Here is a 12,588-nt window from a genome sequence, read left to right as displayed (position 1 = left end):
TTGATGCCGCTATGCTCACAATAAAAACAGAAGTCAGAATAATGTGCCAGTTAAAAACCACAGGTCAGTAAATAAATTTTGACTATTTTTGCCGAATGCCCAAAAAATTCGAAGAGTTTAACCTAAATCGACAGATTTTAAATGCTGTTGCCGATGCCGGATTTACTGTTGCAACTCCAATACAAGAAAAAGCAATAGCACCTGTATTATCCGGTCAGGATATTTTCGGTATTGCCGAAACCGGAACCGGTAAAACTGCGGCCTATGTGTTGCCTATTTTGATGCAATTGAAATATGCACAGGGTGATTCTGCACGTGCATTAATATTAGCTCCAACAAGAGAGCTTGCAATGCAGATTACTGAACATATCCAGATCTTTTCTAAATATACAGATCTGCGTACTGTTGTTGTTTATGGAGGACTTGGGCCTAAAACTCAGATTGAACAAATTAAAGCCGGTGTTGATATAATCGTTGCTACCCCAGGGAGATTTTTAGATATTTATCTGGCAGGACATATCAATACCCAATACCTAAAGTTTTTGGTGCTTGATGAGGCAGATAAAATGATGGATATGGGCTTTATCGGCTCTATTCATAGAATTTTAGAGGTTGTACCCCGCAAAAGACAAAACCTTTTGTTTTCGGCTACAATGAGTAATCTTGTACAAAAGATTGCTGGGGACTTTTTAAAGCACCCAACTATAATTGAGGTAGCAGAGCAGGCAACGCCGGCAGCAACGGTTACACAAACTTTGTACGAAGTACCAAACTTCAAAACGAAGATTAACTTGCTACAGCACTTAATGAAAAATGATGAGGAGTTTAAAAGACTTATCATTTTCTGTAAAACAAAAACTGTAGCCGATAATATTTTTAGTTTTATTGAGCGTAGGTTTGGAGCAGAGGCTGTTAGGGTAATCCATGCTAATAAAGGTCAGAATACGAGGATTAACTCCATAAATAATTTTAAAGAAGGTAATATCAGAGTATTGGTAGCAACCGATGTGGCATCAAGAGGTATAGATGTTTCGGAAGTAAGTCATGTAATTAATTTTGATGTACCAATCATTATTGAAGATTATGTACATAGAATTGGCCGTACTGGAAGAGCATATTCTAAAGGAGATGCACTTACTTTTTATACGCCTGCCGAAAAATATTACATTGAGAAAATACAAAAATTAATAAGACAGGAGATCCCTGTTGTACCTTTACCACCGGAAGTTTTTGTGGAAGAAACACCTTATGAGGAAAAACAGGCCATAAATCGTGCTATTGACGATCAAAAGCGTAAAGAAGACCCTGATTTTAAAGGTGCTTTTCATGAGAAAAAACATGCTGCCGCAATTGCAGCCGCTGCAAGAAATAAAACAAATAAGCAGCCTGCGTGGAAAAAGAAGAAATTCAAAAAATAGTTAAAGACATTGAAAGTAAAACTGACACCCCTTAATATTGTTTCTGCCATTTGTCTGGTTATCGCTGTGCTACTGCTGATAAATAAGAAAGAAGAGGGGAATCCTAAATATGTAGATATTACTGGGATTTTGGCAGGATTTAGTTTTTTAACCGCAATTGTTGCTTTCATCTCCGATCAAATTTTTAGAAGGTTTATTTTAAACATCAAAAAACTATGGGTTGTAGAAGGCATGTTAGTTATTTTCATCACCATTTTAATATTTATAATAAAAGCTAGTATAAGTTAATGAAGCAAGCAGAAATTAAAATCACCGTTCAATTAGACGATAATAATGTTCCTGATAATATCCTTTGGGAATCTACAGATGCACAAACTCAGGAACAAGTTCCGGTTAAGTCTATGATGCTTGCATTATGGGATCATAACTATAAAAACTCAATGCGTATTGACCTTTGGACTAAAGATATGCCAGTTGATGAGATGAAGCGTTTTTTTTATGAAACACTACAAACTATGGGGGATAGTTTTTTAAAGGCTACCGGAGAAACGCTTATAGTTGAAGATTTGCGTGATTATTGCGCACATTTTGCGGATAAAATGGGAATCAACACTCAGGGATAAGTAAAATGAGACTGCAAGGAATTATAGGGTCAGTAATTATGGCCGTAGGAGGGATGTGTCCGCTTATGCGTATTCCAATTATTGGTAACTGGAATTATTTTGATATTGACCAGCGGTTAGCCATTGCTTTTTATCTACTGGTAGTAATTGGATTAATAGGTGCGTTTGCAAATAAAGCCGGACTTATAAAACTTGCTGGTTGGGGCGGAATTGTGTTAGTGCTGATTACTTTGGCCGGTATTTATTTTAAAGCACACGATTCATTTAGCTTTCTTCATTTTACCAAGCTAATCAATTTTGGTGCAGGTATGGTAAAGTATAAATGGGGTTGGTATGTTATTGCTGCCGGAGCATTTATTTTAATTACCGTAAGAAAACCAAAGGTTATTATGGTGAGTGAAGTTGCTGAAGTTAAATAGGTAAAAGAGCGGGTTAGTTCAAATCGCCAAGTGATTTGTGTTTTCTTTTTCTTTTAAATTGGGTATGTTTCAGTGTTTCATCACCACTGATGATGCTGATGTTTCCATCTACTTCAAGGATAGCAAGTTTTACATCTTTATATTTTTCAATTCCATGTTCCCTCATGGCTTCTTCAAGTTCCTCGTTGGTAATATCCAGCTTGCCAAGCTTGTCGAAATTTAATTTGCCATTATGGATAAGGATTTCAGGATGCTGGGAGATAAGATCTCTCAGCCTTTTGCTTTTAAACATGAGTTTCTTTAAAGCGAAGTTTAAAGCAAACAATACTGCTGCGGCAACCAATCCTCCCCAAAGGCTTGTATTGTTGCCTACCATAGCGTTTTGAACAGCATTACTGATGAGTAAAATCAATACAACATCGGTGGTATTAAGCTGTGAGAGCTCCTTTTTGCCGGTTAAGCGAATGGCGACAAGCATAAATGCATAAACTGCAAGACTCCTTAATATGATATCTAAATACTCATTCATAGCTTGGGATTCATTTTCTACTACAATAATATTCATATTTAGTTTACAAAACATTCATATAGCTCGAAAATAAGCGATTAAAAATTATCTTTGCCACAGCATGCAATTACTACACCAGGTAAAATATTTAATTAAGAAAGAGGTACTGCTGGAATGGCGCTCGAAATATGCACTTAATGGCGTTCTGCTTTATGTAGTATCAACCGTTTTTGTTTGTTTCCTGTCTTTTGTCAGTATTGTTCCGGTTACCTGGAATGCATTGTTTTGGATTATCATGCTCTTTGCCTCTATAAATGCAGTTTCGAAAGGGTTTTTACATGAAAGTAAAGGTCAGCAGCTGTACATTTATACCATAGCAAGCCCATTAGCACTCATCATTTCAAAAACAATCTATAATGTGCTATTAATGATGCTGCTTACCCTTATTGCATTGTTTTTTTACATGATGGTATTTGATTATGTGCCTCAGGATCTTGGACTTTACATCGTTGCAACTGTATTGGGTAGCTTAAGTTTTTCAACCATTTTTACAATGATCTCGGCAATTGCCTCAAAAGCAGGTAATGGCGGTATGTTGATGGCAATATTGAGCTTCCCAGTTATTATACCGGTGCTGATTGTGCTGATAAAATTGACAAAAAATGCAATAGATGGACTGGACAGAAGCGTAAGTTTGGATGAAATTGGTTTGCTTTTAATCATAAATGCCCTGGTTGCTGCAGTAACCTTACTACTTTTTCCATATCTATGGAGAGATTAAGTGGGAAATGCACAGGCCAGTTATTACCTTTGTTACAATTAAGCCTATATAATGAACAAACTTTGGTGGAAAATTTTAGGGTCGGTATTAGTTATATATACCGCCATTGCAGGATTACTTTTAGGTGTACCTCATTTAGCTATATTAAATGAAACAATACGTAACCTGTATTTTCACGTACCTATGTGGTTTGCCATGCTTACCTTGTTCTCAATTTCAGTATTCTACAGTATTAAAAACTTGTTATACGGAAAAGAAGCCGATGATATCAGAGCGGTAGAAAGTGTAAATGTGGGGATCGTTTTTAGTATACTTGGCTTAGTAACAGGTGCAGTTTGGGCTAAGTTTACCTGGGGGCAGTTTTGGAGCTTTGATGTGAAACAGAACTTTACAGCAGTAGCTATACTTTTATATTTTGCTTATCTGGTTCTAAGAAATGCTATAGATGAGCAACAAAAAAGAGCTAAAATATCGGCCATATACAATATTTTTGCGTTTCCGATGATGGTGGTACTCATAATGGTATTACCTCGTTTATCTGACTCTCTACATCCCGGAAATGGGGGTAATCCAGGTTTTAATAGTTATGATTTAGACAGCCGTATGCGCGCTGTTTTATATCCGGCTTTTATTGGTTGGTCAATAATTGGCTATTGGATTTATACCATTAGATTCAGAATCCGTACAATAGAAAACAAACAAAACTCATAAGATGAAGAAGATCATATTTGCTTTAATGCTGTTATTAAGTTCAGTGCAATTGTTTGCTCAATCCAATGATGTGGAGATGGCTGATGCTTTACGCAGTAACGGAAAGATATATGTTGTTGTGATCTGCATTGTCATAATTCTTGTTGGTTTGTTGATTTATCTATTCTCGCTAGATAAAAGATTAAAAAAAATAGAAAAGAAATCTTCCGATAAAAACTAATTTTAAAACGCCTAATCGTCGTTTTTATGTCTTTTTAGGGCTAGTGTGCACGATACACTAAGTAAATCTTCATTTGTATTAATCGTTTTTTTTAGTGCAATTTTGTACTCATAACTGAGAACTTATTCAAAATTCATAAAAAACAAATAATGGCTAATTCAGCAAATGAGACAAATTTTTTTGCCGACGTGTGCAAAAATTTTGACAGTGCAGCGAAGTTCACTTCCCATCCCGAGGGACTATTAAATCAGATTAAAGCCTGTAACAGTGTGTATCGTTTCCAGTTCCCAATTAGAAGAGGAAATGGATTTGAAGTTATTGATGCATGGCGTGTAGAACACTCTCATCACATGAGCCCAACCAAGGGTGGTATCCGTTACAGTGAAATGGTAAATGAAGATGAGGTGATGGCTTTAGCTGCCCTGATGACTTATAAATGTGCAATTGTAAATGTTCCTTTTGGTGGGGCAAAAGGTGGTATTTGCATCAATCCTAAAAACTACTCTGTAGCCGAGTTGGAAACTATAACTCGTCGCTACACCACAGAGTTGATAAAGAAGAATTTTATTGGTCCCGGTATTGATGTTCCTGCTCCTGATTATGGATCTGGCGAGCGTGAAATGAGTTGGATTGCAGATACTTATATGACTATGAATCCGGGACAGTTGGATGCTTTAGGTTGTGTAACCGGAAAACCAATCGCTTTGCATGGTATCCGTGGACGTAAAGAAGCTACTGGTCGTGGTGTTGCATATGCAGTTAAGGAGTGTGTTAATGTTGCCGAGGATATGCAAAAGATTGGCTTTAAAGCTGGTTTAGGTGATAAACGTGTTATTGTACAAGGTTTAGGAAACGTGGGTTACCACTCGGCTAAATTTCTTTCAGAGTTTGGAGCAACAATTGTTGGTCTTTGCGAGTTTGAAGGGGCTATTTACAATGCAAATGGTTTAAATATTGATGAGGTTTTTGCTCATCGCAAAAATACAGGGTCTATTTTAGGATTCCCGGGAGCTACGGACTTCAAAAATTCAATGGAAGGATTAGAGCAACCATGTGATATTCTTGTTCCGGCAGCTTTAGAGAACCAGCTCACAGTAAATAACATCCGTAATATTAAAGCAAGAATTATTGCTGAAGGTGCAAACGGACCAACTACTCCAGAAGCCGAAGAGATATTTACTGAAATGGGTGGTATCATTATCCCTGATATGTATTGCAATGCTGGTGGTGTAACCGTTTCTTATTTCGAATGGTTGAAAAACCTTTCTCACGTAGCGTTTGGTCGTATGGAAAACCGTTATGCTGAAAATTCCAATGCAAACCTGATCAATACATTAGAGAATCTTACAGGTAAGAAAATTCCTGCTGAGAATCGTTTGATGATTGTTAAAGGAGCATCAGAACTTGATCTTGTAAATTCAGGACTGGAAGACACAATGATTCATTCATACCATGAAATCAGAGAGAGTTTAGCCACTAAGCCTGGTATTCAAACATTGAGAACAGCTGCTTTTGTTGGTTCAATAGATAAAATCGCGGTTTCTTATATGAACCTTGGTATTTGGCCATAGGGCTTAAAAAGACGTATTTTAATCCGTATCACATCAAGTGATACGGATTTTTTTGTCATCTGTTTGCTATTAAAGCTGGTACGAAAATCAAAATGATATTGTGCACGTATATTGCATAAAGTTTGATTATGAAAGTTAAGGTGATCTTTTTTATACTACTTACTACCTTTTTCTGTGCCTGTAATGATGTACAAAAATTAGAAACGAAAGATGGGTTTGCTGTAATAACAGATGCGAAAAAAGGAGAAGCTGTGGCAACATACGCCGGAGGTTGTTTTTGGGCAATGCAAGAATGTATGCTGGAGTTAAAAGGTGTAAATAAAGTAATCAGTGGTTATTCAGGTGGCACCAAAGCAAATCCAAATTACGATGAGGTTTTGTCTAAAACAACTGGACATGCCGAATCAGTTCAGGTCTACTACGACCCTAAAATAATTAGCTTTGAGAAGCTAACTGAAGCATTCTTTAATTCCCATGATCCTACTCAAGAGAATGGGCAAGGTCCAGACCTGGGCTCTGATTATCGTTCGATCGCTTTTTATCGAACACACTCAGAACGAATAATAATTCAAAACTTAATTAGTAAAATTGACTCAGTGAATGGTTACAATAGGCCTGTAGTAACCGAAGTTGTTCCGTTTAAAATAATATATCCGGCCGAAACTGAACATCAGGATTATTACAGGAAGAATAGCTGGGATCAATATATTCGAAATGTTTCCCGTAAAAAGGTGCTAAAACTCAGAAAAACTATGCCTTATCTCATAAAATCGGAATACAAAGACTAAAAAATAGAAGCCTTTTTTATGTTTAATCCATTGATAATCTCATTTTTTGTCAGAGAACTATCAATAAACTGTCATCATACCGAATTGGACAGTGCTAAAGGTCTTTAGGTGCTTATATTTTTTATCTTTGTAGGGTTCAATTAATTTTTATTACGACCATGAGAAAAAGTGCAATTGTTGGTTTAATTACGATAGCGATATGTGTAGGCTTTTTAGTTAGCCTAAATGCAGATACAAATAGCTATTCTACATTTACTGAAGCTGCAAAAGATCCTAAGGAATTTCACGTAATGGGTTACTGGGAAAAAGAAAAGGGCACTTACTACGATGCTAAAAAAGATGCCAACCACTTTGCTTTTTACATGAAGGACCAAAAAGGTAGTGTTAATAAAGTTGTTTATAACGGAACAAAACCTCAGGATTTTGAACGCTCTGAAAAGTTGGTGTTAATCGGTAAAATGAAAGATGATACCTTCTACGCTTCTAAAATACTCATGAAATGTCCATCTAAATATAATAACGATCTAGTTGAGATCAAGAAGGACGGTACAGTGGAAAAATACAATTAATCTTAATGGATATACAATTTATTGGAGAGAACCTCCTTCCGGGTAAAGTCGGGCAATTTTTTATTGTTTTAGCGTTTGCGGCGTCTTTACTATCAACTATCTCTTATTTTTTTGCAACCCAAAATAAGGACCTTGCAGATCAGTCATGGAAACGTATCGGACGTATCTCATTTCTAATAAACTGGGTAAGTGTAATTGGTATCGGTGCCACACTGTTTTTCCTAATCTTAAATCATTACAACGAATATTATTACGTTTGGTCACACTCTTCAAAAGCACTGCCGGTTTATTATATCGTATCAGCATTCTGGGAAGGACAGGAGGGAAGCTTTTGGCTCTGGGCGTTTTGGCAATCATTGCTAGGCGTAATATTAATATGGAAAGCAAAGAGCTGGGAAAATGGAGTAATGACTACAGTTGCTTTCTCACAAGCATTTTTAACTTCAATGTTGTTAGGAGTTCAAGTATTTGGCGAAAGAATAGGCAGCTCACCTTTTATCCTTTTAAGAGATGCTTTAGACATTAAGGCGATGGCGCCGGTTGTATTTGCTGATCCTGAGAATTTTAAAAATTACCTTAAATTTATAGTAGACGGACGTGGATTAAACCCGTTACTTCAAAATTATTGGATGGTTATCCACCCACCAACCTTGTTTTTAGGGTTTGCTAGTATGATTGTTCCATTTGCTTATGGAATTGCAGGATTATGGCAAAAGAAGTATAAAGAGTGGGTAAAACCTGCAATGCCATGGGCTTTGTTTGCAGTAATGATTTTGGGAACGGGTATCATTATGGGGTCGTTCTGGGCATACGAAGCACTAAATTTTGGTGGTTTCTGGGCTTGGGATCCTGTAGAAAATGCCTCTATTATTCCTTGGTTAACCCTTATTGCGGGTGTACACGTAATGATTGCCTTTAAGAATACTGGGCATGCGTTCTTCACTGCAATTGTATTAATCTTCATCAGTTTTGTGTTAGTGCTTTATGCTTCATTCCTTACCAGAAGTGGTATTTTGGGTGAAACATCTGTGCACTCATTTACTGATCTGGGCATGTTTGGTCACCTTATATTATATAATGTTGTCTTTTTGGCAATCCCTGTAATTTTACTAATTGTAAGATGGAAAGAGTTGCCAATTACCAACAAGGATGAAGAAACTTATTCAAGGGAATTCTGGATGTTTATCGGTTCGCTTGTAATTACGGTGGCTTGTATTCAAGTAATTTTCTCTACTTCGGTGCCGGTGTTTAATGCTGCATTTGGAACCAACTTTGCGCCTCCTATAGACGCTATTAAATATTATAACCAATGGCAGGCCCCGTTTGCTATTTTAGTAACGATTATATCAGGATTTACCCAGTTCATGAAATACAAAAGAACTGACATCCGTAAATTCTACAGTGGCCTTGCAGCCACGGTAATTTTCTCGCTGGTAATTACTGCGGGTTTTGTGTACATCACCAATGTATATCACAACCTGATGTATATTTTGCTTACTTTCAGCTGTGTTTTTGCAGTAATTTCTAACGCAAAAATTCTTGGACAAGCCTTTGGAGGTAAACGTAAATTAGTAGGCGCAGCGGTTGCACACATCGGTTTTGCCTTGTTGTTGTTAGGTGCTTTAGTGGCTGCTGCAACCAACAAGCCTATCTCTTTAAACGCCACAAACTTTATTCCTGTTAAGGATTTTGAAAAGGCCGAAAAACCCGGAGAGAACATTGTGCTTTACAAAAATGAGCCAAAGAAAATGGGTAAATACACTGTTACCTATATTAGTGATACTACTGTTGCTCCAAATACTTTCTACAAATTAAACTTTAAGGTTTATGACGAAGAGACAGGTAAGGTAAAAGAAGATTTTGAAGTAAATCCACATATTCAGTCGAATGAAAAAATGGGACTTATCGCTTCGCCGGATACTAAGCATTATTTAACTTACGATATTTACACTCACGTTACCAGTGCTCCTTTGAAAGAAGATAAAGAGCATGAGGATCATGAAGGCCACAGCGAAGAGGAGAATTATAAAGCTCCAAGAATTGTGACTGTGAGCGTTGGTGATACCCTGCATACTAGCAGCGGTGTTCTTACGGTGAAAGCACTAAACCCAAAACCACAAGCAAAAGATTTAGTGTTAGGCCCTAAAGATTTAGCTGTTGGTATGCCAATTGAAGTAGACGTAAACGGTAAAATATATAAAACTGAACCTATCTTCCTGGTAAAAGGAAATAACGTGTTCGACTTTGCCCGTAATATTGATGAATTAGGATTAAGGGTGAGGTTTACAAAAGTAATTCCAGAACAAGGAAAGGTACAATTGCAGGTTTACGAAAAACCTCAGCAAGCTAAGGATTGGGTTGTTTTCAAATCTATCGAATTCCCTTACATCAATTTGTATTGGATTGGTACCATTGTAATGGTTGTAGGATTTGTAATCTCAATTTTCAGAAGACAAAAAGAAGTTAAAACTGTTTAATGAAAGTAGTCTGTATTGGTTCTGGTAATGTGGCAACGCATTTGGCTTATGCTTTAAAAGCAAAAGGGGCAGATCTGATTCAGATTTGGAGTAGAGATTTAATCAATGCAACCGAGCTGGCTAAAATTACAGATTCGATTGCTATTTCTAATCTGAAAGACATTGATCCTTCGGCCGATTTATATGTTATTGCAGTAAAGGATGATGCCATTTCAACGGTGTCTGAAAGTTTAAAAGATGTAAACGGACTGGTAGTCCATACGTCGGGAGCTACAGCAATAGATGCTTTGTCAGCCCTAAAAAACTACGGTGTTTTATATCCTTTGCAAACTTTCTCTAAAGCAAAGCCAATTGATTTTGCAAATGTTCCGTTGTGTATAGAAGCAAGAAATGCAGCATCTTTAGAAGTATTAAAAAAAGTAGCAAATCAACTCACTTCTCCGGTTTATGAGGTGAACAGTGAGAAAAGAAAGATATTGCATTTAGCTGCAGTGTTTGCATGTAATTTTGTGAACCATCTTTACACATTAAGTGATAAAATAGTGGAACATTTTGAGCTCGATTTTGAGATGCTTAAACCACTAATTATGGAGACAGCCTTAAAGGTGCAGACCGAATTACCAATAAATGTACAAACAGGTCCTGCTGTTCGGAATGATGAACAGACAATGATTAAACATCAGGATTTACTGATTAGTATGCCTGAATTAAAAGAAATCTATCAAACTTTAAGTAAAAGCATTAAAAAAACACATTTATAGTTACAAATGCCGTTTTTGGTGCTTATTTTTGGACACAATTATGAGTATTTTTAAATTAAAGATAAATTTTGAAGAGCAAGGAAAAGAACCAATCGAATTGCCTATTGTAGGTGGTGAGTCGGTACTTGATGCTTGTTTAGATCACGGAATAGAGTTACAACACAACTGTGGCGGAGTATGTGGCTGCAGTACATGTCATGTTTACGTATTAAAAGGCATGGATAATATCCAGGAAATCTCTGATAAAGAAGAAGATTTTATAGACAGAGCTGTTCGTCCAAGAATTACTTCGAGGTTAGGATGCCAGTGTGTTGTTATAGATGGCGACATAGAAGTAACCATTCCTGATCAATCAGAATTTTTAGGTCACTAATAATAAATCAATAAATTATACAGAAAACATGCAGGATAAATTTGCTTTACCAATATACTGGAATGACCATGAGGATATTGCCCAGGAGTTATATGAGAAATTTGGTGACGATTTTAACGAAGCCAAAATATACCGTATCAGATTTACTGAGTTAATAGAATGGGTATTAGAATTACCTAATTTTAAAGGCACCAGAGAAGAAAGTAGTGAAGGTCACCTGGAGCAAATCCAGTCGGCCTGGGTTTATGAATGGAGAGATAACCAGGATTAATAAGATATGTTCCTGCAGAAACTCAAAACTATTACCACTCTCATTTTTGATGTGGATGGTGTGCTCACTAATGGTGATATTATTGCCTCAGATAGTGGAGAGTTTCTGCGCACATTTAATATTAAAGACGGCTATGCTTTACAGCTGGCCGTAAAAAGAGGATACCTTATTTGTATCATATCTGGAGGTCGTGGATTAGCGATGCAGAGGCGTTTTGAAGGTTTAGGTATTACAGAAGTGTTTTTGGGTGTTTCTGATAAGGTAGCAGTATTCAATTCTCTTTTAGCAAAATACGATATCAGCGCCAGCGAAGTATTGTACATGGGTGATGATATTCCCGATCTTAAAGTAATGCAATTGGTAGGGCTGCCAACCTGCCCATCAGATGCTGTTCCCGAAATAAAAGCAATATCAGAATATGTTTCTCCGTACTCTGGAGGCAAAACAGCAGTTCGTGATATTGTTGAAAAAGTACTTAAAGTACAAGAAAAATGGTTCGATGAGAACCCCTCAGCAGCCGATTCAGGTAAGTAATAATCTGCAACAACTATGTTACGCAAGTTAGATTAAACCTATTAATGGGTTTGTTCTCTAATCTTTTACAAAACCGAAGCTAAATAGCTTTACAACCATTTAAAACAACTGTAAAAGAGTATGAAAAAATTAATGATTATCTGCGGATTGTTATTTAGTGTAATAACATTTGCACAAGCACAACAAGATCAAGGAAAAGATGGTCGTAGGGGAATGGGTACACCTGAGGAAAGAGCAAAACGGAATACCGAAATGCTTACCAAAAAACTAAACCTTACAGAAGATCAGCAAACTAAAGTTTCTGCGATTTATTTGGAGCAAGCAACGGCAATGAAAAAACTGCGTGCTGATGCATCAGGAGATAGGGATGCAATGAGAGCCGCAATGAAAAAATCTAATGAGGAAAGTGATGTTAAAGTTACAGCACTATTAAACGACGATCAGAAAAAAGCTTACACTACCTGGAAAGAAGAAAGAAAAGAAGCAATGAAAAAAAGGGCTGAGGGTAATGGCGGTGGCCAGTAAGACGGTATTTGGTAATTGTAAAAACATTTAAAATAATAG

General features: G+C 36.8%; 17 protein-coding genes. 16 read left to right on the top strand and 1 reads right to left on the bottom strand.

Going from position 1 to position 12,588, the window contains the following annotated elements:
- The first annotated feature begins 95 nt into the window (after positions 1–95).
- From J1905_RS02570 to J1905_RS02555, 4 genes are read left to right on the top strand one after another with little or no spacing between them, the layout of a single operon-like run.
- Entirely contained in the window at positions 96–1,418 is a 1,323-nt protein-coding gene (locus J1905_RS02570; RefSeq protein ID WP_214225591.1) for a DEAD/DEAH box helicase, read from the top strand.
- A gap of 9 nt (positions 1,419–1,427) precedes the next feature.
- On the top strand, positions 1,428–1,706 hold the full coding sequence (locus tag J1905_RS02565) for a hypothetical protein (RefSeq protein ID WP_214225590.1): 279 nt from the start codon (positions 1,428–1,430) through the stop codon (positions 1,704–1,706).
- Entirely contained in the window at positions 1,706–2,041 is a 336-nt protein-coding gene (gene gldC / locus J1905_RS02560) for a gliding motility protein GldC (protein ID WP_048904276.1), read from the top strand. The genes J1905_RS02565 and gldC overlap by 1 nt, the downstream gene beginning before the upstream one ends.
- A gap of 5 nt (positions 2,042–2,046) precedes the next feature.
- A complete protein-coding gene (locus J1905_RS02555) occupies positions 2,047–2,460 on the top strand; it encodes a hypothetical protein (protein WP_214225589.1) in 414 nt (137 codons plus the stop codon).
- A 13-nt stretch (positions 2,461–2,473) separates the two neighbouring features.
- Here the strand turns inward: J1905_RS02555 and J1905_RS02550 are convergent, their stop codons facing one another.
- The gene (locus J1905_RS02550; protein WP_250317968.1) at positions 2,474–3,025 is read right to left on the bottom strand and encodes a DUF421 domain-containing protein; all 552 of its coding nucleotides are present in this window, start codon (positions 3,023–3,025) and stop codon (positions 2,474–2,476) included.
- A 64-nt stretch (positions 3,026–3,089) separates the two neighbouring features.
- On the opposite strand from J1905_RS02550, the gene J1905_RS02545 reads away from it, so the two are divergent.
- The 12 genes from J1905_RS02545 (at position 3,090) to J1905_RS02490 (ending at position 12,549) form a co-directional block, all read left to right on the top strand.
- Positions 3,090–3,749: a heme exporter protein CcmB gene (locus J1905_RS02545; RefSeq protein ID WP_173092602.1), complete on the top strand. Its 660-nt coding sequence runs from the start codon at positions 3,090–3,092 to the stop codon at positions 3,747–3,749.
- Positions 3,750–3,800: 51 nt separating this feature from the next.
- Positions 3,801–4,460 carry a cytochrome c biogenesis protein CcsA gene (ccsA, locus tag J1905_RS02540; protein ID WP_214225588.1) on the top strand — a complete coding sequence of 220 codons (660 nt, stop codon included), beginning with the start codon at positions 3,801–3,803 and terminating at the stop codon, positions 4,458–4,460.
- Position 4,461: 1 nt separating this feature from the next.
- The gene (locus J1905_RS02535; RefSeq protein WP_172660721.1) at positions 4,462–4,680 is read left to right on the top strand and encodes a CcmD family protein; all 219 of its coding nucleotides are present in this window, start codon (positions 4,462–4,464) and stop codon (positions 4,678–4,680) included.
- A gap of 149 nt (positions 4,681–4,829) precedes the next feature.
- A complete protein-coding gene (locus J1905_RS02530) occupies positions 4,830–6,251 on the top strand; it encodes a Glu/Leu/Phe/Val family dehydrogenase (RefSeq protein ID WP_214225587.1) in 1,422 nt (473 codons plus the stop codon).
- Positions 6,252–6,379: 128 nt separating this feature from the next.
- Positions 6,380–7,039, top strand: a complete 660-nt coding sequence (gene msrA / locus J1905_RS02525) for a peptide-methionine (S)-S-oxide reductase MsrA (RefSeq protein WP_214225586.1) — start codon at positions 6,380–6,382, stop codon at positions 7,037–7,039.
- A 158-nt stretch (positions 7,040–7,197) separates the two neighbouring features.
- Positions 7,198–7,608 carry a cytochrome c maturation protein CcmE domain-containing protein gene (locus J1905_RS02520; protein WP_214225585.1) on the top strand — a complete coding sequence of 137 codons (411 nt, stop codon included), beginning with the start codon at positions 7,198–7,200 and terminating at the stop codon, positions 7,606–7,608.
- A gap of 5 nt (positions 7,609–7,613) precedes the next feature.
- Complete coding sequence (gene ccsA, locus J1905_RS02515) at positions 7,614–10,085, top strand: cytochrome c biogenesis protein CcsA (protein ID WP_214225584.1); 2,472 nt, start codon at positions 7,614–7,616, stop codon at positions 10,083–10,085.
- A complete protein-coding gene (locus J1905_RS02510) occupies positions 10,085–10,846 on the top strand; it encodes a Rossmann-like and DUF2520 domain-containing protein (protein WP_214225583.1) in 762 nt (253 codons plus the stop codon). Before ccsA (J1905_RS02515) ends, J1905_RS02510 begins: the two co-directional genes overlap by 1 nt.
- 40 nt (positions 10,847–10,886) lie before the next feature.
- A complete protein-coding gene (locus J1905_RS02505) occupies positions 10,887–11,219 on the top strand; it encodes a 2Fe-2S iron-sulfur cluster-binding protein (protein WP_108203527.1) in 333 nt (110 codons plus the stop codon).
- A gap of 28 nt (positions 11,220–11,247) precedes the next feature.
- Complete coding sequence (iscX, locus tag J1905_RS02500; protein ID WP_048904286.1) at positions 11,248–11,490, top strand: Fe-S cluster assembly protein IscX; 243 nt, start codon at positions 11,248–11,250, stop codon at positions 11,488–11,490.
- 6 nt (positions 11,491–11,496) lie between these two features.
- Complete coding sequence (locus tag J1905_RS02495; protein ID WP_214225582.1) at positions 11,497–12,024, top strand: KdsC family phosphatase; 528 nt, start codon at positions 11,497–11,499, stop codon at positions 12,022–12,024.
- Between the two features lie 120 nt (positions 12,025–12,144).
- Positions 12,145–12,549, top strand: a complete 405-nt coding sequence (locus J1905_RS02490; protein ID WP_214225581.1) for a DUF4890 domain-containing protein — start codon at positions 12,145–12,147, stop codon at positions 12,547–12,549.
- Positions 12,550–12,588: the final 39 nt, after the last annotated feature.

It is taken from the genome of Pedobacter sp. B4-66, from assembly GCF_018492665.1.
Lineage (GTDB): Bacteria > Bacteroidota > Bacteroidia > Sphingobacteriales > Sphingobacteriaceae > Pedobacter.
The sequence above is the reverse complement of the archived record's forward strand: the minus strand, read 5'-3'. Positions and strand labels throughout refer to the sequence as shown.